Below are 23,503 nucleotides of genomic sequence, written 5' to 3'. Positions count from 1 at the left end.
TAGCAGCCGGTTTTAAAACTTATTCTTCTTGTTCCTCGTTAAAGGTATTAAATACTTCTTCTACCATATCCCATTCTTCGTCCGTTTCAATTTCCATTAACTCTCCGAAACCGCCGTCTTCAGTTGGAATATAAGCATAGGTGAGGATATCAATTTCCTCTTCCTCATCTTCATTTGCACCTACTGGGTAAAAGAATACATAGGATTTTTCAAACTCGTCAGAGTCAAATGTGAAAAGTATTTCAAATAATTGTTCATCACCATTTTCATCTACAAGTGTAATGTAACGATCTTCTTCCTGATTATGTTCGTGTGCCATTCTCTTCACCTCATTAATTTTTGCTATCAAGATAACCTTGGAGAATCATAACTGCTGCCATTTTATCAATGACCTTCTTGCGCTTTTTGCGGCTGACATCAGCCTCAAGCAAGACACGTTCAGCAGCCATTGTTGTTAACCGCTCGTCCCACAAAACGGTTGGAACAGAAAATCTGCTCTCAATTTCGGCTGCATATTGCTTACTTGCCTCCCCGCGTGGTCCAATCGTCCCGTTCATATTTTTAGGTAATCCGATAACGACTGTATCGACTTGATACTCCTTTATTAATTGCCCAATTTCCTCAAAACCAAACTGTTTTTTTTCTTCATTGATTTTGAGGGTCTTCAAGCCCTGGGCCGTCCAGCCTAGCTCATCACTCAAAGCAATGCCGACGGTTTTTGAGCCTACATCTAATCCCATTGCGCGCATTCATTAACCCTCTCGTTGTTGTTTTAGATAGGATTTTACCAATTCCTCAATAATTTCATCCCGTTCCAGCTTACGTATAATGTTACGAGCGTCACGATGACGTGGAATATAGGCAGGATCTCCTGATAGTAAATATCCAACTATTTGGTTGATTGGATTATATCCTTTTTCCTGTAAGGCCTCATAGACTTGCAAAAGAACATCGTTTACGTCATGTTCAAACGGCTCTTCCGGAAAATTAAACCGCATCGTTTTATCAAATGAGCTCATTTCATGCACCTCGCTTATTATTTGACGAGAAATGTATTGTCTAGCTGCAGCGTTACGCACTGCAGCTTTTCTAGTGTTAGTTATTTACATTTTACACTACTTTGTCCCATTATCAAATGGATTTCACCCATTCATCAACGAATTGAAGTGCTGCATCCAATTTTTCTGGATCTTTTCCGCCGGCTTGCGCCATATCCGGACGGCCTCCTCCGCCGCCGCCGCATCGGGAAGCAACCTCTTTGATCAATTTACCAGCATGATAGCCTCTTTCGATTAAGTCCTTTGTAACTGCTGCAATCAGATTTACTTTTCCATCATGTGCGCTGCCAAGGACAATCACAGCTGATCCAAGCTTTTGTTTCAAATCATCGGCCATATTCCGCAGGTTATTCATATCAGCAGCTTGTACTTTTGCAGATAAAACCGTTATTCCCTCAATTTCTTTAGCATTTGAAACAAGGTTGCCAGCTTCGATATTTCCAAGCTTTGCAGCCAGTGATTCATTTTCGCGCTGAAGCTGCTTAATTTCAGTCATCAGACCGTCAATCCGGCTGCCAATATCTTTTGGATTGGTTTTTAATTTATCAGCTGCATCCTTTAATAAACCAACCTGCTCATTTAATAATTTATAAGCTGATTCGCCTGTTACAGCTTCAATTCTTCTAGTTCCGGCACCAATTCCGCTCTCTGAAACAATTTTAAACAGACCAATGACAGAGGTATTTGGTACATGGCATCCACCGCAAAGTTCTAAGCTGTAATCTCCGACTCTAACCACGCGGACAATGTCGCCATATTTCTCACCAAACAGTGCCATTGCTCCCAATGCTTTTGCTTCAGCAATTGGCTTTAAGCTAATATTTACTTCAATATTGCGCCAAATCTTTTCGTTAACAATTCGTTCAACTTGTTCCAACTCTTCCGGTTTTATTTGACCAAAGTGGGAAAAGTCAAAACGGAGACGCTCAGGTTCAACAAGTGATCCGGCTTGGTTAACATGCTCCCCAAGTACATCTTTTAAGGCGCGATGAAGCAGATGTGTTGCCGTATGGTTTTTAATAATTTTGACCCGATTTTCAGCGTCAACCGCAGCGGTTACCTGTTGATTGGTTTTCAACTTGCCGCTCTCCACAATTACCTTGTGAAGGTTTTGACCATTTGGTGCTTTTTGAACATCCTTAACCAGAGCGGTCACCCCGTCACCTTTAAGGAAGCCCCGGTCAGCTATCTGACCTCCGCTTTCTGCATAGAAAGGAGTATTGTCAAGGATAACCTGTACTTCTTCACCCATTCCAGCCTGTTCGATAAGTTCACCGTCTTTAATAATGGCTATTACGGAAGAATGAGTGTTTAGTTCATCGTAACCGACGAATTTACTTTCAAGTTTAACGTCCCTGAGGACACCGCCTTGAACCTGCATGGAATCGACATCCTGACGGGCTGCCCGGGCACGTTCACGCTGCTGCTCCATTTCAGTCTCGAATCCATCATGATCAACCTTCATGCCTTCTTCTTCTGCATACTCTTCTGTTAATTCAACAGGGAAACCGTATGTGTCATAGAGGCGGAAAATATCAGCTCCAGAGATTGTATCGCTGCCCTTTTCTTTTTCCTTGCTGATTACACTAGCTAAAATCGTTAATCCTTCATGAAGGGTTTCGTGGAAACGCTCTTCCTCATTTTTGATAACCTTTTGAATAAATTCTGTTTTATCCTTTACTTCCGGATAATAGTCCTGCATAATCTCGCCAACTACCGGTACAAGTTCAAACATAAATGGACGATTAATATTGATTTGCTTTGCGTAGCGAACTGCACGGCGCAGTAAACGACGCAGCACATAGCCGCGGCCTTCGTTTGATGGCAGGGCTCCATCACCAACAGCAAAGGCAACAGTACGGATATGGTCAGCAATAACTTTGAAAGCAACGTCTTGTTCCTTCTCTACGCCATAGCTTACGCCAGAGATTTCTTCTGTTGACCGGATAATTGGGATAAATAGGTCAGTATCAAAGTTGGTAGGAACATTTTGCACAACGGACGCCATCCGCTCGAGCCCCATCCCTGTATCAATGTTTTTCTTAGGCAGCGGCGTATATGTACCATCAGGATTATGGTTAAATTGAGAAAATACCAGATTCCAAACCTCAAGGTAGCGTTCGTTCTCACCGCCAGGATATAATTCAGGGTCACTAGGATCATCGCCATACTCTGGACCGCGGTCATAGAAAATTTCAGTATTAGGTCCACTAGGGCCTTCCCCGATGTCCCAGAAGTTCCCTTCCAAGCGGATGATTCTTTCCTCTGGTATGCCAATCTTTTTATTCCAAATGTCATAAGCTTCATGATCTTCTGGATGGACCGTAACACTTAGTAGTTCTGGGTCAAAGCCAATCCATTTATCGGAAGTTAAAAACTCCCAAGCCCAAACAATCGCTTCGTCCTTGAAATAATCTCCGATGGAGAAGTTACCTAGCATTTCAAAGAATGTATGGTGACGGGCTGTTTTTCCGACATTTTCGATATCGTTTGTACGAATAGACTTCTGTGCATTCGTAATCCTTGGATTTTCTGGAACCACACGACCATCAAAGTATTTCTTTAGGGTTGCAACTCCACTGTTGATCCACAATAATGATGGGTCATCATGCGGGACAAGTGAGGCACTTGGTTCAATGTTGTGTCCTTTTTCCTCATTAAAAAATTGCAGAAACATGGAACGAATTTGAGCTCCTGTTAATTTTTTCATTCTATAGACCTCCTTAATTTAGAAAAGCGCAAGCGCCCGTTTAGCGACGTATGGACTGGAGCCCATCGACTGAGATAAAGGAAACACGAAGAGCGATAGCGATTCGATGTTGACTTATCGTAGGGAGATGGGCGAAGTACACTAGTCGCTGGGCGCTGGAGCTAGACAAACTTATAAAAAAAGCATACAAAAAAGCCCTCATCCCAAAACAGGGACGAGAGCTTATCTCGCGGTACCACCCTGATTATGAATACAAAATTCTGTATCCATCTCTCAAAATCCGCCTTAACGCGGCAGTGACGGCAGTGATTAGCTGCACTCCAGATTAGCTTTCTGTTATCCTTCATCTAGAGCTTCTTTCAGCCTGGGAAGCTCCTCTCTTTTACGCTAAGCGTTACAGATGGACTACAACATACTCAATCCTTCTACATTTTCAAACAATTATTCTATATCACGAATTATAGCCACCAACAAAACGTTTGTCAATTTGATTCCTTCATTAGGTGGTTTTTTGCATGGATAATGCCCACTTTGAGGACAGCAAGGATAGGAACGGCAAGGATTAACCCTAAAATCCCGCCAACTTCACCACCAGTCGTTAAGGCCGCCATAATTAACAAAGGGTGCATATGTAAACTCTTTCCCACAATATAAGGTGATAAAATATTACCCTCAAGAAACTGTAATCCAAAGACAATGACAATCGTAATAATAACCAATTTCATCGAGATGGTGGCAGCAATAATAACTGCGGGAACAGCCCCGATAATTGGACCAAAATAAGGAATTACATTAGTGGCACCGACAATTAACCCTAGAAGCAATGGATAATTTAAATGAAAGATCCAAAATAACAGCGAAGAAATACTGCCAATAATAACACAAACGAGCAGCTGCCCTCTTATGTAACCGCCAAGTGATTGGTCTACATCCTTAAGAAACAACGAGCCCTTCTTGCGCCATTTTTTAGGCGTTAAATACCAAACAGTCCTTTTTAATAGCGGATAATCTTTTAGCATGTAGAAGGTTATAAACGGAATAATCATCATCAGTAAGGCGGAATTCAGAATGTTAACAAGGATGTTGACGATAATCGTTAATAGAGAATTTAGTTTGTTTTCAAATGCATCGATTCCCTCATCAACCCTTGCTTGCAGACCATCTGGCCATTCCCTTGTATGTTTCTGCAGCAATGCAATCCAGTCCCGATACTGCTCAGCGAAGACGGGAGCACTTTCAGATAAATCTTTTATTTGGTCAATAACGACTGGTATCCCCTTATATAATGAAAAGCCGATACCGCCAAAAAAAATAAAATAAATGAGGATAATAGCAAGACCACGATGCAGTCCTTTTTCATGCAATTTCTCTACAATCGGGTGCAGTAAATAAGTAATAAAACCAGCAATAATAAAAGGAAAAATGATTATTCCAATTATTTTAACAATTGGCATCCATAGTGGACTAATCTTTAAAAAAATGAAGATTGCGATTAATAAAAGGAGCAAGAACCCAATTCGATAATACCATTTTACACGAATATCCACGTCAAGGACCTCCTTCGATTAGTTTTGGAGACTGATGGTGGAAATATACAGGTTATGCTAAAATCCCCCTCAAAGACCTTGAGGGGGAATAACCTAGAATATCGCGCGCTTTACCTTTTTTTGAATCCTTTTCATATTGCGGGCTGACATCATATTATTTCTTTGGGCTACATTGTACGCTGCCATCCCTGCACCAAAAGCAACCATTGTCGTCATCATCTTATTCATTCGTCTCACCTCTTTAACAGATTGGCCAGACTTCCGAGGAACCCTCGGTTTTAAATCGTATAACGACGTTCTTCTTCCTCAAACAAATCATCCAACGAACTTAATGACCCGTCTTCTTCGACCTGATGGGTATTAATGATACCTTTGTTTACAGAGAGTTCGATAAAACAGTTCCAGCAATAATACTGGTTGATACCAATTTTGCCGATATCTTTGCTCTGACAATTGGGACACTTAAACATGAAAAGACACCTCACGTATTATCTACATCTACGATAATGGCATCCTTTCCGATCGCGACGGGCTTCCCGGATTGAATGACTTGTTTGCCTTCCGTGATTTCCGAAAAGAAGCCATCCGTAATTTCATACCCTACGATTGTGCCCAATTCTTCCTGAAAATATACATCCGTTAACAATCCAAGCGAATCACCGCTTTTAGAAAGCATCATCATGCCGTCTAAGGAATGTTGATGGTTTAACGTATATTCAGGACTCTCTTTTAGTTTTTCTAAATACCCGGTATCCTCAACCATTACCCCATCCCAGCCAAAGGAGGCCACTTTTTGAATGTCCAAAAAGAAGGTTTGCTTGAAGAATATCCCTTTTTTAACTAATAGGCCTTCGACTTTTCCGGTGCTTGCTATACAAAGATCGGTAATCTCACCTATTTTGGTTCCACTTTTGGTTTCAAAAACAGGCTGCCCTTTTAATAAAGAAAATGTCCGCAAAGAGTTTCCACCCCCCGAACATTTCTTAGTTTCCGTCATTAGTTAGAAAATCATAAGGTGTAAGGTTTTCCATTCCAATCATTGGATGGACTTGCATCATTTCTTCCTCATAGGATAGCTCACTCGAAATATCGACATTCGTTTGAGTCACATTTATGATGGATTCCTGAAGCTTTTGGCAGAGTGTAGTTTGTCTTTGGAGTTCATCTGCCCGTTCTATCCCCATCCTTAGTGCATCTTCTTCCCCGCAAATAATCAATGATTGTTTACTACGGGTAATGGCTGTGTAAATTAAGTTCCTTTGCAGCATCCTATAGTAGCTTCTTGTAATCGGAAGAATGACAATCGGAAATTCACTGCCCTGTGATTTATGGACGGAGCAGCAATACGCATGAGTTATTTGATTTAAGTCCTGCCTTGTATATTCGACTTCATTTCCTTCAAAGGAAATATAAATCATATCTTGTTTTTCGGTATTTTCTTTGGCATAGATGATCGAGATAATTTCACCAATATCTCCGTTAAATACATTGCTTTCTGGCTGATTAACAAGTTGAAGCACCTTGTCACCGATTCGGTATTTTACATCGCCAAAGGCGATTTCCTTACGTTTTCCATCAGGATTAGGGTTAAAGATCTCCTGTAATAAGACATTCAAGCGGTCAATACCAGCCGGCCCACGATACATCGGTGCTAGCACCTGAATATCCTTTGCGGTATATCCTTTGTTTTTGGCATTAAGGGCCACTTTTTCGACGACCTGAGCGACTTGTGCTGTTGAACATTTAATAAAAGAGCGATCAGCCTGTTTTGCGGTGACATTTGGCGGTAGAAATCCCTTCTTAATGTCATGCGCCAGTTCGATAATCGAAGATCCCTCAGCCTGACGGTAAATATCAGTAAGGCGAACAGTTGGAATCCGCTCAGACTTCAGTAAATCCTTTAACACTTGCCCAGGCCCGACTGATGGAAGCTGATCCTCGTCACCTACCATGATGACTTGAATATGTTCCGGCAGGGCCTTGAACAATTGATTGGCAAGCCATATATCCAGCATCGAAGTCTCATCGACTATCAATATTTTTCCCTCTAGCGGACTTACTTCATCACGGTCAAATCCTTCTGTCCCATTAAAGCCAAGTAAGCGGTGAATAGTTACTGCAGGCAGTCCAGTGGATTCAGTCATTCGTTTCGCCGCACGTCCGGTCGGGGCTGCTAATAAAATCGGAAAAGGTTCGTCTTTTTTAAAGTAATCCTTTGGTTCAAGCGAACAGCCGTGCAATTCACCGTAAAGCTCGACAATCCCTTTTATAACAGTTGTTTTACCGGTTCCGGGACCACCTGTTAGGATGAGCATAGGAGACATGAGCGCATTTTGAATGGCTTCTCTTTGTGAAGGGGCATATTGCACACCTAGACGCTCTTCTAAGCCGCCTAATGCCAGAAGGAACTCAGATTCAGGGAATTGTTCACTGTATTCGGTTTGCTTTAAGATACGATTAATGCTCGTAACAAGACCTTTTTCCGCAAAAAATAATGAAGGGAGATAAATTCGTTTTTCCTCGCCGATTATTTTCCCCTCTTCTTCAAGTTTAATCAGTTCGCTTGAGATATCAGTAAACTCAATTTGATCGCGCTTATTTTCTTCAAGTAGTGACTTTACTTGTTCAAGCAAATCCTCCGCGTGTAAAAAAACATGGCCTGTTTGCATGCTTTCATTTTCGAGCGTGTAAAGGCAGGCTGCTTTGATCCGATCAGGATGGTTCCCGGTAATCCCCAGCTGATAACCCAACTCGTCCGCCCGGCCGAAACCAATCCCCTCAATGTCCTCGACAAGCTGATAGGGGTTTTTTTGAATAATGGAGAGAGTTTCATCTTTATAGGCTTGATAAATACGCATAGAAATTTGCGGCCCGAAACCGTATTGATTTAAGGCGACCATTACTTGCTCAAGGCCCTGATGCTCCATCAAGGTATCATAAAGCATTTTGGCCTTTTCAGGAGGGAGCTTTGGAATGGAATCGAGTAATGACGGCTGATTGAGAATCTTTGAAATCGCATTTTCACCGAGTGTCTCAACAATGTTCTCCGCGGTCTTCTTCCCAATACCCTTAAACATATCACCTGATAAATAGGCAATAACCCCTTGTTTCGTTTGGGGCATGTCCTTGCGAAAATGATTCGTATGGAACTGGAGTCCAAACTTTGGATGTTCTTTAAATTCTCCGAAAAAGACATAGGTTTCCTGTTCATGGATTTTCGGAAAATATCCTGTTATGACCGCTTCTTTGTCATCGTATTGATCATTGGTTTCATCGACGCGGATTCTAAGGACTGTATAGAGGTTTTGTTCGTTATGGAAAATCGTTACGATCGGTCTTCCCTTTACAAACTTTCCTTGTTCCGCGAATAAATCAAGGGTGTCTTGTTTTTCCATTCTGCTCCCTCCTTTCGGCTTTTTTATATATTAGAGGTTTTGTTCAAGTAATTTCTTGGCATGACCTGCTAGTATGTGGTCAGGCTGGATCTCAATTGCTTTGTTAAACATAGCAAGCGCCTGGGTCTGATTTTCCTTGAATGCATAAGAGACGCCTAAATTATAATAAGCATCTGAATGATCAGGGTCTAGTTCAATGCATTTTTCTAGTTCAATGATGGCTTCATCAATAAGATCATTTTGAGCGAGGCATAGTCCGTACTGGAAGCGGGCCTCTGAGTCCTTCTCGTTTAACTCGACACTTCGCTGCAGGTATGGAAGGGCTAGCTTGCCTTGGTCTAGCTGCAGAAGTGTTAGACCTAACATAAAGTAGGTGTCGCTTGAGTCGAGTCCTTTTTTCATTGCTTGCTCGAAACTATGTTTTGCTTCTGCGAAGCGGTCATGGCTAAAGAGGATGTTTCCGATACTATAGTAAGCAGCAGCTGCATTTTCGTCGATTTCGATTGCTTTTTGATAAAATCTGATTGCTTTTTCGTCGTCGCCTACTGCTGAAAGAACGTTGCCAAAATTGATATAGGCTACTGAATCTTTTGGGTTTTCTTCGATTGCATCGTTAAAGGCTTTAGCAGCCTCTTCCCAGTTACCTTCTTGCATGTATTGTACACCTAATTGGTTTTTATCCATTTTTTCAACTCCAATCCTAAAAGAAAGTATATCATATTTTAGTTAAAAGTTACCGTTTGTATCTTAGGGTGAGACTGTATTGTGGAATTCCTCCGGTTTATGAAGTTATTCCTCCGAATTCAGCTTTTATTCCGCGCAATTTTGAAATATTCCGCGACTTTTTACATTAATCCCGACCATACTGCCATTTATTCCGCCAAACAGCAATACACTCACAAAAAAGACCTGACTCCAATAAAGGAATCAGGGTCTTCTTTAGCCAACATATGTTAAACGTTCACCATTTTTATAAACTTCATCAATCGTTCCGCCGCCAAGGCATTCGTCACCTTGATAAAAAACAGCAGCTTGTCCAGGCGTAATTGCTCTGATAGGTTCATGGAACAAGACTTGAACTTTATCACCTTCCAACAGGCGAACTGTGACTTTATGGTCTTCCTGACGATAACGGAATTTCGCTGTGCATTCAAATTCAGCTGGCTTTTCACGATTTGAAACCCAGCTAACATTCACAGCTGTAATCGCATCGGAATAGAGTTTTTCATGATGGAAGCCTTGGCCGACATAAAGGATATTTCTCTTTAAATCCTTACCAATCGCAAACCAGGGCTCACCAGATCCGCCAATCCCAAGACCATGGCGCTGGCCGATCGTATGATACATCAGCCCTTCATGTTTGCCTTTGACCTCACCGTCAAACGTCTCCATATTCCCGGGCTGTGCAGGTAAATATTGACCTAGGAACTCTTTAAAATTCCGTTCACCAATAAAGCAAATCCCGGTACTGTCTTTTTTCGTTGCAGTAGCAAGCTCTGCCTCCTTGGCAATTTCCCGAACCCGGGACTTCTCAAGATTACCAATTGGGAACATCACTTTACTTATCTGCTCCTGCGATAATTGATTTAGGAAATAGGTTTGATCTTTATTTTCATCAAGGCCGCGAAGCATTTTATATTCGCCATCACGGAACTCGACGCGGGCATAGTGTCCTGTCGCAAGATAATCCGCACCTAAGTTCATCGCATGTTCTAGGAAGGCTTTAAATTTGATTTCTTTGTTACACATCACGTCAGGATTTGGCGTCCTGCCCGCCTTATATTCATCAAGGAAATAGGTAAATACCTTGTCCCAATATTGTTTTTCAAAGTTTACTGCATAATAGGGAATGCCAATTTGATTGCAGACACGAATAACGTCCTCGTAATCTTCTGTTGCTGTACACACACCATTTTCATCGGTGTCATCCCAGTTTTTCATAAAAATGCCGATGACGTCATAGCCTTGCTGCTTTAATAAAAGGGCTGCAACAGAGGAATCCACTCCACCTGACATCCCAACTACTACCCGTGTATCCTTTGGATCCTTTCTTTCCATGTTTTCACCTCTCTCGTCTAGCAATTCATCTGCATCTATTTTTTCAGGCGCTTAACAATTTTAGCAATTTCTCCAGCGGTTTTACTAACCTCTTCCTTTGTGGTAGTAAAACCAAAGCTGAAGCGGATGGAATTGGTCAGCCGCTCTGATTGTTTACCAAACATGGCAACAAGAACATGGGAAGGCTCAATCGAACCTGCTGTACAAGCTGAGCCGCTTGAAACAGCAACACCAGCCAAATCAAGATTGACAAGCATTGCTTCCACACTAGTTCCAGGAAAGCTTAAGTTTAATACATGTGGCAGTGAATATTCAAGCGATCCGTTTATGTTAAATTCAACCTGTCCATCATGGAGCTTCTCTATTAACGTTTCTTTCAGTTCAATAAACTTTTCACGTTTAATTGACCGCTCTTCATTCGCTATCAATACCGCTTCATGAAATCCTACGATTGAAGCAACATTTTCCGTCCCGGCTCGGCGTTTTCTTTCTTGTTCACCACCAAAGAGGCGTGGTGCTATTTTGACCGTTGACCTTGCAAAAAGAAAGCCAACTCCCTTTGGGCCATTTATTTTATGAGCAGAAACAGATAACAAATCAATTTTACTATCGTTGACATCGATGTCTTCTACCCCGTATGCTTGGACTGCATCTGTATGAAAAATAGCTTGGTGCCCTTGAAGCAGCTGACCAATTTCGTTAATTGGCTGGATGGTTCCTACTTCGTTATTACCATACATCACCGATACTAGAATCGTATCATCCCTCAATGCCGCTTGGAGGTCTGTTATTGCGATTCGCCCTGTTTCATCCACTGGCAGGTAGGTAACTTCGTAACCCATTTTTTCTAACTTTTTGCAAGCATGAAGAACAGCATGATGTTCTACCTGCGTTGTGATAATATGTCTGCCCATTGTTTGGTAGCTTTCAGCGACACCAAATAACGCCATATTATCTGCTTCAGTCCCGCCGCCTGTAAAAATAATCTCGGTTTCCTGGGCTCCGATACTGCGAGCAAGTACAGCCCGCGCTAAATCGATATAATGACGAGCCTCCCTGCCGAATGAATGAATGCTCGAAGGATTCCCAAATGTAGCATTCATAATGGTTACCATCTTGTCGATCACCTTTGGATGCATCGGACTCGTTGCGGCATGGTCGAGATAGATTCGTTCCATAATTACACCTTCAATCAAATAATTCTCATTTATCATTCATCTAAAAATGATTATAAATTAATGGCTACTGCTTCCATTACTGACTCGCTTTTATTTTTAACCTTAAATATAAAACATATAACCATCTGGCTCCTGGTCATCACTGTGGCTGGCCAAATCTTCTAATGTGGTATTATCCAAAACACCTCTAATCGCATCGCGGATTCGGATCCACAGCTCGCGCTTAGCAGGTTCTTCATCTTCAATCCCTTCGACAGGGGTAATCGGACCTTCTAGCACACGAATGACATCGCCTGCGGTAATTTTTGATGGCGCATTAGTCAGTTCATATCCTCCATAAGCTCCTCTGATACTTTTGACCAAACCTGCATTCCGTAATGGAGCAATTAATTGTTCTAAGTAATGCTCGGATAGTTCATTTGCTTGAGCAATCGTCTTTAAAGAGGTAGGACCTTCACCATGTTTTTTAGCTAGTTCAATCATAATTGTCAAACCATAACGACCTTTAGTAGAAATCTTCATCTATTGCACCCCTATTCGTTAATGTATCTATTAATGAAAATAATCTCAGTAAATTGATAGGCATTAAAAATTATATCATATTCTTCTTTAATATGCTTTTTCAAGGGAAAATGGTAAAGTTAAATTGGAAGATTCTATTTATAATTTATTAAATCAGTACCTATTCTACTATAAAATATAAATTTTCAAGCAAGACAGTCAGTTCAATTTTGGAGAGATGATTATGCAGCAAAAACCATTAGCATTCCGCATGCGGCCACGAACAATCGAGGAAGTTGTCGGACAGCAGCATCTTGTTGGGGATGGGAAAATAATCGCAAGAATGGTGAAGGCGAAACAGCTTACCTCGATGATCTTATACGGACCGCCTGGCATCGGGAAAACTTCGATTGCAAGCGCCATTGCCGGAAGTACAAAATACGCCTTTCGAACATTAAACGCGGTAACAAATAATAAAAAAGATATGGAGATTGTGGCAGCAGAGGCAAAAATGTCTGGGAAAGTCATTCTGCTGCTTGATGAAGTCCACCGTTTAGATAAAGCCAAACAAGATTTTCTTCTTCCCTATCTGGAAAACGGAATGATCGTATTAATTGGGGCCACAACAAGTAACCCCTATCATGCGATTAACCCGGCGATTCGAAGCCGCTGTCAAATTTTCGAACTAAAGCCTTTGTCCCCGGATGAAGTCAAGCAAGCCTTAGTCCGAGCGCTTCGTGATGATGAACGCGGCTATGGTAAAGAAAAGGTAGAGATTTCTGAAGAAGCATTATTGCATTTTTCTCAAGGGTCAAATGGAGATGTTCGCAGCTCGTTGAACGCACTGGAACTGGCCATTCTATCAACCGATAAAGATGCTGAAGGCGTTATTCATATTGATGTGGAAACGGCTGAGGAATGTTTGCAAAAGAAAAGTTTGGTTGCAGATAAAGATGGAGACGGTCATTATGATGTCCTCTCGGCTTTTCAGAAGTCTATTCGCGGGAGCGATGTAGATGCAGCCCTTCACTACCTTGGCCGCTTAATTGAAGCAGGTGACCTGCCCAGTATCAGCCGCAGATTGATCGTGATTGCTTATGAAGACATAGGACTAGCTAATCCACAAGCGGGAGCACGGACATTAGCAGCCATCGAAACAGCAGAAAGAATTGGCTTTCCCGAGGCAAGGATTCCACTCGCAAATGCTGTAATTGAACTTTGCTTATCACCTAAATCTAACTCAGCCGTGCTAGCCATTCAAGCGGCCCTAGATGACATCCAAAAAGGAATTGTCGGCGAAGTACCGGACCACCTAAAGGATGCCCATTATAAAGGTGCAAAAGAGCTTGGCAGAGGAATTGGCTACTTATATCCACATGACTATGAGAACGGCTGGGTGCCTCAGCAATATTTACCGAACAAACTTAAAAACAAAAAATACTACCAGCCTAAAAAAACAGGAAAATTCGAACAAGCCCTAGCTACTGTATATGAAAAATTAATCAGATCGAGAAAGTAGAAATAATAGAAAAGGTGACAGGCACCATGTGAAGAATTCACATGGTGCCTGTCACCTTTATTTATGTTCTTATAGTGTTTATGCTGCTACGTCTCGTTTTTTGAAAACGTAGAAAGCGAGGAACTGGAAAAGTGCGAAGTAAATGACTAGCATGATAATAGAGAAGGGGATTGTCATTCCTTCGACGAGTGGTGTTCCTTCAAAATATTGCATTAAATCTGTGTTGGCAAATAAAACATATTTAGCCCAGTCAAATTTCATAGCTAACAAAGCAGTAAATTGACCTCCGGTAAATAATAAAAACAACGATAGCCCAATTGCAAGTGAACTATTTCGAAATACAGCAGAAATCATGAATGCCATGGTTACTAACATAATCATATCAATAGAACTTAGTCCGTAGTAAACGAGCAGATGGACAACCATATTCTGTTCCGTAACGTGGCCATTAAAATAATTTAAATAAGGAACTGCTTTGTCCGGCATACCAAACAATATGGCACCCAATACACTAGAGAAAATAAACATGATCGCCAGCATAAGGAAAGCAAATAATAGAACTGTCACATATTTCGCTAAAAGAATTTTAGTTCGATTAATGGGACGGATTAATAACAGCTTAATTGTCCCCCAGTTAAACTCACTGGCCACTATGCCAGCAGCTACAATAATAATAAATACGCCTGCTAACATAATCAGCTGTGACGAATCTTTTACGAAGGACCAAACCGTATATTTCTCTTTAGGTGGAATATCATGTTTGATTCGGTAATCATTAATCGCAATTTCTTTTTTGAAATATTGCTTCTCCGATTTGATTTGGCTTTTCGCCATCTGCTGCTTTAAAGCATTGTTTTCCTCCTGTAAGACCTGCTGCCAATTATGATCCTGCTGCACATCCATACTATTCTGTTGTGATTTAATGACAATAGCAACTACAGCTAAAGAAAGAACCAAAATACCAATCATAACGATTGTTCCAGGGCGCCTAAAAATTTTCATCCATTCATTTTTAATTAAATTAACCACGCAAAGCCGCCTCCTTTTCAGACGTCACTTCAAGGAAACGATCTTCTAATGTTTTCGCTACTTCCTTAATCCCAAAAATGGAAATATCTTCGGCAACCAGTAATTTAACTAGATTAGGGATTTCCTCTTTGCTTATTTCAACAGTTAAGCCATTTCTTGAATGATTTGCTTTAAGATCTGGATAATTCACAGCTAAAAGATTCAACGCTTTTTCAGCGGGTACTACTTCTAGCTCATAGGTTACCTCAGTACCTTCATGTACAAATTCATTAACACGCTGTACATCTACTAACCTGCCATCCTGTATGATTCCGATTCTGTCACACATCATTTCCATTTCAGACAGTAAATGACTCGAAACAATTACAGCCATATTTTTTTCTCGGGCCAGCAAGCGGACATAATCGCGTATTTCTCTAATCCCTGCAGGGTCTAATCCGTTAGTAGGCTCATCAAGAATTAATACATCCGGGTCATGTAAAAGGCATTGAGCCAGCCCTAACCTCTGCCTCATTCCAAGTGAATAGGTTTTTACTTTGTCATGGATTCGTTCTGACAGCCCTACCAATTCTACTGTTTCGGCAATTTTATCTCTCGATATTCCTTTCGACATGCGTGCATAATGAACCAAGTTCTGATAACCTGTTAAAAATTTATACATTTCAGGATTTTCAACAATCGCTCCGATATGACCGACTGCCTCCTCGAATTGAGATTTAATACTATAACCGCCAATAGTTATGTCACCGGAAGTAATCCCCATTAAACCAACAATCATGCGAATGGTGGTGGTTTTCCCTGCTCCGTTTGGACCTAAGAATCCAAACACTTCCCCTTTATTTACTCGGAAGCTAATTTGATCAATAATGGTTCTTCCTTTAATAACCTTCGTAACCTCTTTAAGTTCTACAATGGTCTCCAAATTCTCTCTCCTCTCAGGAACAAACTATCCTAATCAAGTTTACCTGAATCTAGAAAAAATTTCTTCCTTCCTAAATTCGAAAAGTATTGTAACAAAAAAGAAAAACGATTAAAACGGCTCCGGATGGATACTATCTAGGTCTTAAGACTGATGCAAAAAGAAAAACCCTAAACGTCAAAGAGTTTAGGGCAAATCGCTTATTTTTCATCAGCAACCCGCTGAATTTTAATGTCTTTTAACAATTCTCTGACAACATAGCTCGCCATAATCAGGCCAGCTGCGGAAGGTACAAAAGCATTAGAGGCAGGCGGCATTTGCGCTTTGCGAATCGGCGCGTTTTCATTTCCCACTTCTTTTTTTATATCCTCGCGAATCACTATTGGACTTTCATCAGAAAAGACAACAGGAATCCCTTTGTGAATCCGTTCTTTGCGAAGTTTTGTGCGAATAACTTTTGCAATCGGATCCGTATGAGTCTTCGAAATATCCGCAATCTTAAAACGAGTCGGATCCATTTTGTTTGCTGCCCCCATGCTAGAAATAATCGGGATATTTCGCTTCAGGCATTCTTTCATTAAATGAATTTTATAAACAATCGTATCCGAAGCATCCACAACAAAATCCAATTTATGACTAAAAATTTCTTCATAGGTATCTTCTGTATAAAAGATTTTTAGCGGAATCACTTCACAATCAGGGTTAATATCTTTAATCCGCTCTGTCATGATTTCTACCTTTGGTCTGCCGACCGTGGATAGAAGCGCAATCAGCTGACGGTTGATATTAGTAATATCTACGTCATCTTTATCAATCAAAATTAATCTGCCAACCCCGGACCGGGCCAGAGCTTCCGCCGCAAATGAACCGACACCGCCGATTCCTAAAACAGCAACCGTGCTGTTTTTCATAATAGTTAATCCTTCTTTACCAATAGCAAGCTCGTTTCGAGAAAATTGATGCAGCATGAGATTCACTCCAAATTTATAATCACTTTTATATATTTTTTCACCATAAGAATATATCATACTTGCTTATAAAAACAAGTAATCAACTAGGAATTATTCATAAAAGAAAAACCTTCTGCCTAAGCAGAAGGTGATTTTTAGGAAATAACGAAGAGTCCCAATGGTGCCGTCGCTTATGATCCTTCGTTTTGATCCCGCTACTAGCAGGTGGGTGTCCTGTTTCCGCTATTGTAAGTCCCTATACCGTATAGGTGGGGCATTTACGCATGGCAGAAAACTCTAGACTCCCGAATCATTAATGTTCGGTCAAAACTTCAGGTAACACAACGTACATTTCAGGACTCTTCTTTAATTGCTCTTATCATATCATATCCTGAAAAGGTCATCAAGACTTAATGAAAGCGAATTCTTGCTATTTATTAACATTTAGTGACAAATATAACTCCTTTAATTGTGCCTCAGAAACTTCACCTGGTGCATCTGTTAGCAAGCAGCTTGCACTTGCTGTCTTTGGAAAGGCAATCGTATCACGCAGGTTGGTACTGCCTGCAAGCAGCATAACCAAGCGGTCAAGACCGATTGCAATTCCACCATGTGGAGGTGTTCCATATTCAAAGGCATTTAAGAGGAAGCCAAACTGTTCCTGCGCTTCTTCTGGAGAAAATCCAAGCACACTAAACATTTTTTCTTGAATCGGGCGTTCGAAAATCCGCAGTGATCCACCGCCAAGTTCATATCCATTTAAAACAATGTCATATGCTTGAGCACGGACCTTGGAAGGGTCTGTATCTAATAGTTCAAGGTCTTCCCTAAATGGCATTGTAAATGGATGGTGTGCTGCATAATAACGGCCTTCTTCTTCATCGTACTCTAACAGCGGCCAGTCAGTTACCCATAAGAAGTTAAACTGGCTTGGGTCGATTAAGCCTAACTCTTTTCCTAGTTTAAGTCTTAATGCACCAAGGGCATCTGCTACAACACTCTTTTTATCGGCAACAAATAATAGTAAATCTCCATCAGCCGCATCAAGTGTAGCCTTGATTGCTTGTACATCCTCTTCGTTGAAGAATTTAGCAATTGGTCCCTTTAAGCCTTCAGCATCAACTTTTAACCAAGCAAGGCCTTTTGCACCGTAGACAGCGACAAATTCAGTTAAAGCATCAATATCTTTACGAGAATATTTTTCGGCTGCCCCTTTTACATTAATGGCTTTTACCTGGCCGCCATTTGCAACGGCTGCAGCAAACACCTTAAAACCTGAATCCTTCACGATTTCAGAAAGGTCCACAAGTTCTAATCCAAACCGTGTATCTGGTTTATCAGACCCAAAGCGGCTCATTGCCTCTGCATAGGTCATACGTGGGAAACTTGCAGGGACTTCCACCCCTTTAACTTCCTTCATCAATCCAGATAACATTTTTTCCATCATGCTGATAATGTCTTCTTGACTTAAGAAGCTTGTTTCAATATCGACTTGGGTAAATTCCGGTTGACGGTCTGCACGCAAGTCCTCATCACGGAAACAGCGGGCAATTTGATAATAACGTTCAACTCCGCCCACCATTAACAATTGTTTAAACAACTGTGGTGATTGTGGCAATGCATAGAACTCACCTGGATGGACACGGCTAGGCACTAAGTAGTCACGTGCTCCCTCTGGTGTACTTTTTGTTAGAATTGGTGTTTCAATATCTAAGAAACCCTCACTGTCAAGGTAGTTTCGAATATGTTTTGTTACCTGATGGCGCATCTTCAGCGTGTCAAACATAACCGGGCGGCGGAAATCTAAGTAGCGATATTTTAAGCGGATATCCTCTGATGCATCTGTCCGATCAGAAATCTGAAACGGCGGCGTTTTCGCTTCATTGATAATCGTTACTTCTTCAGCCTGAACTTCAATCGTTCCTGTTGTTATGTTTTCATTAATGGTTCCTGCTTCACGGCCGACAACGGTTCCGACCACATTTAGAACATACTCGTTACGGATTGTTTCTGCAATTTCCAGTGCTTCCTTTGATGTATCTGGATTAAACACTACTTGAACAATTCCGGAACGGTCGCGCAAATCAATAAAGATTAACCCGCCGAGGTCACGGCGTTTTTGAACCCAGCCCTTTAATGTTACCTTCTCACCTACTGCTGATTCTGGAACTTCTCCACAAAAATACGATCTGCCAAACATGTTTATCCCCCTTTTAAGCTTGCAATTCCTGGAATTGTTTAATAAATGTGTTTAGATCTAATTCTACTTGTTCACCTGTAGCCATATTTTTAACATTAATTTTGTTATTTTTAAGCTCATCGTCTCCAAGTATCGCTACATATTTAGCCTTTAAACGGTCAGCTGCTTTAAATTGGGCCTTGATTTTCCGGTCCAAGTAATCTCTTTCCGCAGAAAAACCAGCCATTCGAAGCTGCTGCAATAGTCCGACGGTATAATCCTTTGCTTCTTCCCCAAGTGAAGCTACAAACACGTCAATTCCTTGATTGATTTCAAGATCAATACCTTCCGCATTAAGGGCCGCAATAAACCGCTCAATACTTAAAGCAAAGCCGATACCAGGTGTCTCAGGGCCGCCAATTTCTTCTGCAAGCCCGTTATAACGTCCGCCTCCGCAAAGGGTGGTAATTGCTCCAAATCCCTCCGCGTTACTCATAATCTCAAATGCAGTATGATTATAATAATCTAAACCGCGGACTAAGTTTGAATCGACTTCAAATGGAATATCGAGCTGCGTTAAATACTGTTGTAATTTTTCAAAATAAGCTTTTGAAAAGTCATTCAAATAATCTAAGATTGAAGGCGCCGTTTTCATTAATTCGTGGTCACGGTCCTGCTTACAATCCAGGATCCTGAGCGGATTTTTTTCAAGACGGTTTTGACAGTCATGACAAAACTCCCCAATCCGAGGTTTGAAATGATTCACAAGCGCCTCACGGTGAGCCGTCCGGCTTTCTTTATCCCCTAAGCTGTTGATGATAAGTTTTAGCTTCTGCAATCCCATTTCTTTATAGAGATTCATGGCTAAAGAAATTACCTCTGCATCAATCGCTGGGTCGTTACTGCCTAATGCCTCCACACCAAATTGAACAAACTGGCGGAATCGTCCTGCCTGCGGGCGTTCATAACGGAACATAGGTCCCATGTAATAAAGCTTTACAGGCTGATTTGCAAGACCAAACATTTTCTTCTCTACAAACGAGCGGACGACTGCCGCTGTTCCTTCGGGTCTAAGCGTTATACTGCGTTTGCCTCTGTCTTCAAAGGTGTACATTTCTTTTTGGACGATATCGGTGCTATCGCCGACGCCTCTAGAAAAAAGATCTGTATGTTCAAAGATTGGTGTACGAATCTCTTGATATTGGTATTTTTCACAAAGTTCTCTTGCTTTTGCTTCAATTAGCTGCCACTTTTCTACTTCACCAGGCAGTATGTCTTGCGTGCCTCTCGGGATGCTGATCGACATGGTGATTTACCTCCTTTATAAACATAACGCTTATGTAGATATTGTTAAATAGACGCTGTAAGGGGTGCTTGCTTTTTCTGGAAACACAAAAAAACTCCCATCCCTTGTAGTCATACAAGGGACGAGAGTTTTAGTCCCGCGGTGCCACCCTAGTTGAAGAACATGAAAAAATGCTCTTCCTCTTAAACAGTTAACGCCTGCAACGTTCATCTCCTACTAAAGCAGCTGCTTTTTCAGAGAGAAGCCTACGGAGTGTTCTTTCACTAAGGTACATGTAGAAATGCTTTCAGCCTAAGGCATTTCCTCTCTTTTCATGAATTATCTTAATTACTATGCTCCATCATTGGTTATTCCGAAATATCTTTTATATTTATATAATAATACGTAGCAACAATGGTAATGTCAAGAGACATTTAAGACCTTCCCATATGTTTTTTTAACTTTCTGACATCGCCCATCGTCAGCCCAAATTCAGATGCAAGTTCAATGGAGTTTGAATGACCCTCTTTTTGAATAAAATCATGAAAATCCACTCCAAAAACACGGCCATCCATTGACTGTATGTTCATTCCCTTTTCACTCGACCTCATAACCCAATCACCTCAGTCTTTTTTTCTAGTATTTCCACTCTGGTAAAAATCTTACATGTTTATGTGATTTTTATGGCTTACTTCTAGTAAAATTAGCGTAATTAACCAATTAAGGAATGAATTTCTGGCTTTTTTACGATAAAATAAACAGAAGAAGGAGGTTACGATGACAAAAAAGTATACACTGCTATTATTTACTATTATTCTCGCTTTCGGTACCTTTCTGCCGCAAGGAATAGGCAATGCCTCAAGTGGTTCTGTTACGATATCCACAGATACGGTAAATGTCCGCAGCGGCCCAGGATTAAGCTATCCCAACATCATGACAGCAAAACGAGGCGAACAGTATCAAATTGTAAAAGAAAAAGATGATTGGATTGAGATTAAATTATCGTTAGGCCAAACTGGCTGGGTAGTCAATTGGCTCGTCACGAAGGACGATGAATCCAATTCAGGGAGCGAAGCAACAAGTACTGGAGGCAAAAAGGCAAAAGTTAATACCGATCAATTAAGGATACGTTCCGGTCCTGGGACAAGCTTCCCGATGGTTGGCTCTTTAACTCAAGGTCAAGAAATAACGGTCCTTGACCAAAATGAAAATTGGTATAAAATCAGCAGCCTCTTCGGTGAAGGATGGGTCATTCGAGAATTCTTAGATCTTCAAACCGGACAAAATAATTCTTCCTCGGATTCATCTGAAAATACCGAAATGGGGAAAGTGAATGCCGATACAGTTAACATAAGAGAAGAGCCTTACGTCTCAAGTGCAATTGTCGGAAAACTAACAAATGGGACGGACGTCTCTATTATCTCCAAACAAAATAAATGGCTGAAAATTAGTTTTTCAGATATTAAAGGCTGGGTAAGAGCGGAGTTTATTGACACTCAATCAGAGACTTCAAATGATACCCAAAAAGAAAGTGTAACAGGGGTCACTGGAACCGTAACTGCGGAAAGTTTAAGTGTCCGTTCAGACTCCTCGTTAAACTCAAGAATCATTGGTACTGTTTCACAGGACCAACAGTTTACTATTTTAGATGAGAAATATAATTGGGTAAAAATAGAGTATAAGTCTGGTAGTTTTGGCTGGGTATCAGGCTTGTTTCTTGAGAAAACGACTGCTTCTACTCAAGGAAAACAACCATTAAAAGTAACTACTGTTACGATTTTACATAACGGAACAAATATTAGAAGAGACGCAGATGCCCAATCCGAGGTAGTTGCCCTGGCTGACGAGGGAGATCGCTTTACTGTAAAGAGGATTGTAAATGACTGGTACGAGATACAATTAAGGAATGGAGAAACAGGCTACGTGGCTGGATGGATCGTTTCAAACAATGGGTCCAATCAGCAAATTTATAAAGGCGGAGCTGAAAGCTACCTTAAAAATAAAACAATTATCCTCGATCCAGGACATGGCGGCGGAGATAATGGAACAACAGGTGCGAACGGTACACTAGAAAAAGAACTGACACTTCGAACCGCACGACTACTATACGATAAATTAAGAGCGGCCGGAGCCAATGTCTACCTTACTAGAAGTACGGATACATTTATTTCCCTGCCATCTCGGGTGTATGCGGCCACGGCAAATGGAGCCGATGCCTTCATCAGCCTGCATTACGACAGCAGCCTAGACCGAAGTTCACGGGGAATGACAGGCTATTATTATTATGACTATCAAAAAGGACTGGCAGATTCGCTTTATACTTCCACCATTGCCCAAACGGATTTAAGTGGGCGCGGAGTAAGATTTGGTGATTTCCATGTCATCCGGGAAAACAGTCAAACAGCTGCTCTCATTGAACTGGGGTATTTAAGTAACCCGCAAGAAGAAATTACCCTTAACTCAAGCATGTTTCAAGAAAATGCAGCTTCGGGGCTATATGATGGCTTGGCGAGGTATTTTAAAAATAACTAACTAATTGCAAGGCTCTGGAAGGTTTATTCTTCCGGAGCTTTTTTTGAGAAAATTAGTTGGCGGGTTACCCAATTTGTTAATATAATCTGATATTTGTTAATATCCGTTTTAAATTGTTAATATCGGCCCATTTTTTGTTAATAAAAACAAACAACATTTCTAATCCAACAAAAAAAGCCCGGCATAAATGCCAAGGCTGCCTACTTGCTTTCCACAATCAACGTTACAGGGCCATCATTGATTAATTCTACATCCATCATAGCGCCAAACACACCAGTTTCAACGGTAATTCCTTTGTCACGAAGCATCTGATTAAAGGCTTCATATAAGACCACTGCCTGTTCAGGCCTTGCCGCCTCCATAAAGTTTGGTCTGCGGCCTTTTCGGCAGTCCCCATACAGGGTGAATTGGGAGACAGAGAGAATTTCTCCGCCAACATCCAATAAAGAATGATTCATTTTCCCATCATGATCGTCAAAGATCCGTAAGTTAGCAATTTTATCCGCTAAATAGGCGGCATCCTCTTCCATATCCTCGTGTGTCACCCCAACCAGCAGGACAAAGCCTTTGGTAATCTGTCCGGTTATTTCACCATCGACAGTTACCTTAGCCCCCTTGCTGCGCTGTACTACTATTCTCATGC

Annotated in this window: 22 protein-coding genes, 1 other RNA gene and 1 other annotated feature; of the genes, 2 read left to right on the top strand and 21 right to left on the bottom strand. The window is 41.2% G+C overall.

Features of this window, described 5'->3' with window-relative positions; genetic code table 11:
* Positions 1–19: 19 nt before the first annotated feature.
* The 13 genes from COD92_RS04585 to cymR all read right to left on the bottom strand — a co-directional run bounded on the left by COD92_RS04585 (position 20) and on the right by cymR (position 12,468).
* Positions 20–319 carry a DUF1292 domain-containing protein gene (locus COD92_RS04585; RefSeq protein ID WP_098529897.1) on the bottom strand — a complete coding sequence of 100 codons (300 nt, stop codon included), beginning with the start codon at positions 317–319 and terminating at the stop codon, positions 20–22.
* Positions 320–332: 13 nt separating this feature from the next.
* Positions 333–749, bottom strand: coding sequence for a Holliday junction resolvase RuvX (ruvX, locus tag COD92_RS04580; RefSeq protein ID WP_098529896.1), 417 nt, complete (start codon positions 747–749; stop codon positions 333–335).
* Positions 750–752: 3 nt separating this feature from the next.
* Positions 753–1,019 carry an IreB family regulatory phosphoprotein gene (locus COD92_RS04575; protein ID WP_098529895.1) on the bottom strand — a complete coding sequence of 89 codons (267 nt, stop codon included), beginning with the start codon at positions 1,017–1,019 and terminating at the stop codon, positions 753–755.
* Between the two features lie 112 nt (positions 1,020–1,131).
* Positions 1,132–3,768, bottom strand: coding sequence for an alanine--tRNA ligase (alaS, locus tag COD92_RS04570; protein WP_098529894.1), 2,637 nt, complete (start codon positions 3,766–3,768; stop codon positions 1,132–1,134).
* A 482-nt stretch (positions 3,769–4,250) separates the two neighbouring features.
* A complete protein-coding gene (locus tag COD92_RS04565; RefSeq protein WP_098529893.1) occupies positions 4,251–5,315 on the bottom strand; it encodes an AI-2E family transporter in 1,065 nt (354 codons plus the stop codon).
* A gap of 93 nt (positions 5,316–5,408) precedes the next feature.
* Positions 5,409–5,543: a YrzQ family protein gene (locus COD92_RS04560; RefSeq protein WP_098529892.1), complete on the bottom strand. Its 135-nt coding sequence runs from the start codon at positions 5,541–5,543 to the stop codon at positions 5,409–5,411.
* Positions 5,544–5,593: 50 nt separating this feature from the next.
* Complete coding sequence (locus COD92_RS04555) at positions 5,594–5,785, bottom strand: hypothetical protein (protein ID WP_098529891.1); 192 nt, start codon at positions 5,783–5,785, stop codon at positions 5,594–5,596.
* 11 nt (positions 5,786–5,796) lie between these two features.
* Complete coding sequence (locus COD92_RS04550) at positions 5,797–6,273, bottom strand: PRC-barrel domain-containing protein (RefSeq protein WP_098529890.1); 477 nt, start codon at positions 6,271–6,273, stop codon at positions 5,797–5,799.
* Positions 6,274–6,298: 25 nt separating this feature from the next.
* A complete protein-coding gene (recD2, locus tag COD92_RS04545; RefSeq protein ID WP_098529889.1) occupies positions 6,299–8,710 on the bottom strand; it encodes an SF1B family DNA helicase RecD2 in 2,412 nt (803 codons plus the stop codon).
* A 30-nt stretch (positions 8,711–8,740) separates the two neighbouring features.
* On the bottom strand, positions 8,741–9,394 hold the full coding sequence (locus COD92_RS04540; protein ID WP_098529888.1) for a tetratricopeptide repeat protein: 654 nt from the start codon (positions 9,392–9,394) through the stop codon (positions 8,741–8,743).
* A gap of 255 nt (positions 9,395–9,649) precedes the next feature.
* A complete protein-coding gene (mnmA, locus tag COD92_RS04535) occupies positions 9,650–10,768 on the bottom strand; it encodes a tRNA 2-thiouridine(34) synthase MnmA (RefSeq protein ID WP_098529887.1) in 1,119 nt (372 codons plus the stop codon).
* A gap of 35 nt (positions 10,769–10,803) precedes the next feature.
* On the bottom strand, positions 10,804–11,946 hold the full coding sequence (locus tag COD92_RS04530; RefSeq protein WP_098530111.1) for a cysteine desulfurase family protein: 1,143 nt from the start codon (positions 11,944–11,946) through the stop codon (positions 10,804–10,806).
* A 102-nt stretch (positions 11,947–12,048) separates the two neighbouring features.
* Positions 12,049–12,468 (bottom strand): cysteine metabolism transcriptional regulator CymR, encoded by a 420-nt coding sequence (gene cymR / locus COD92_RS04525; RefSeq protein ID WP_098529886.1) that lies wholly within the window; start codon positions 12,466–12,468, stop codon positions 12,049–12,051.
* A gap of 223 nt (positions 12,469–12,691) precedes the next feature.
* Between cymR and COD92_RS04520 the strand changes: the two genes are divergently transcribed.
* Positions 12,692–13,966 carry a replication-associated recombination protein A gene (locus COD92_RS04520; protein WP_098529885.1) on the top strand — a complete coding sequence of 425 codons (1,275 nt, stop codon included), beginning with the start codon at positions 12,692–12,694 and terminating at the stop codon, positions 13,964–13,966.
* Between the two features lie 78 nt (positions 13,967–14,044).
* On the opposite strand, the gene COD92_RS04515 is transcribed toward COD92_RS04520, so the two are convergent.
* The 7 genes from COD92_RS04515 to COD92_RS31795 all read right to left on the bottom strand — a co-directional run bounded on the left by COD92_RS04515 (position 14,045) and on the right by COD92_RS31795 (position 20,939).
* Positions 14,045–14,995, bottom strand: coding sequence for an ABC transporter permease (locus COD92_RS04515; protein WP_098529884.1), 951 nt, complete (start codon positions 14,993–14,995; stop codon positions 14,045–14,047).
* Positions 14,988–15,917 carry an ABC transporter ATP-binding protein gene (locus tag COD92_RS04510; RefSeq protein ID WP_098529883.1) on the bottom strand — a complete coding sequence of 310 codons (930 nt, stop codon included), beginning with the start codon at positions 15,915–15,917 and terminating at the stop codon, positions 14,988–14,990. The genes COD92_RS04515 and COD92_RS04510 overlap by 8 nt, the downstream gene beginning before the upstream one ends.
* 197 nt (positions 15,918–16,114) lie before the next feature.
* Complete coding sequence (locus COD92_RS04505; RefSeq protein WP_098529882.1) at positions 16,115–16,882, bottom strand: tRNA threonylcarbamoyladenosine dehydratase; 768 nt, start codon at positions 16,880–16,882, stop codon at positions 16,115–16,117.
* A gap of 150 nt (positions 16,883–17,032) precedes the next feature.
* A non-coding RNA gene (gene ssrS / locus COD92_RS04500) (6S RNA) lies at positions 17,033–17,227 on the bottom strand.
* Between the two features lie 67 nt (positions 17,228–17,294).
* The gene (gene aspS / locus COD92_RS04495) at positions 17,295–19,064 is read right to left on the bottom strand and encodes an aspartate--tRNA ligase (RefSeq protein WP_098529881.1); all 1,770 of its coding nucleotides are present in this window, start codon (positions 19,062–19,064) and stop codon (positions 17,295–17,297) included.
* Between the two features lie 13 nt (positions 19,065–19,077).
* Positions 19,078–20,349 (bottom strand): histidine--tRNA ligase, encoded by a 1,272-nt coding sequence (hisS, locus tag COD92_RS04490; protein WP_098529880.1) that lies wholly within the window; start codon positions 20,347–20,349, stop codon positions 19,078–19,080.
* A gap of 114 nt (positions 20,350–20,463) precedes the next feature.
* Positions 20,464–20,702: a binding site (T-box leader), on the bottom strand.
* A gap of 60 nt (positions 20,703–20,762) precedes the next feature.
* Positions 20,763–20,939, bottom strand: a complete 177-nt coding sequence (locus COD92_RS31795; RefSeq protein WP_176541170.1) for a hypothetical protein — start codon at positions 20,937–20,939, stop codon at positions 20,763–20,765.
* A 166-nt stretch (positions 20,940–21,105) separates the two neighbouring features.
* On the opposite strand from COD92_RS31795, the gene COD92_RS04485 reads away from it, so the two are divergent.
* Positions 21,106–22,860 (top strand): N-acetylmuramoyl-L-alanine amidase family protein, encoded by a 1,755-nt coding sequence (locus COD92_RS04485; protein ID WP_098529879.1) that lies wholly within the window; start codon positions 21,106–21,108, stop codon positions 22,858–22,860.
* Positions 22,861–23,060: 200 nt separating this feature from the next.
* On the opposite strand, the gene dtd is transcribed toward COD92_RS04485, so the two are convergent.
* Positions 23,061–23,501 carry a D-aminoacyl-tRNA deacylase gene (gene dtd, locus COD92_RS04480; RefSeq protein ID WP_098529878.1) on the bottom strand — a complete coding sequence of 147 codons (441 nt, stop codon included), beginning with the start codon at positions 23,499–23,501 and terminating at the stop codon, positions 23,061–23,063.
* Positions 23,502–23,503 lie beyond the last annotated feature (2 nt).

This window comes from Bacillus sp. AFS037270 (assembly GCF_002585305.1).
This window is presented reverse-complemented; position numbering and strand designations above follow the sequence as displayed.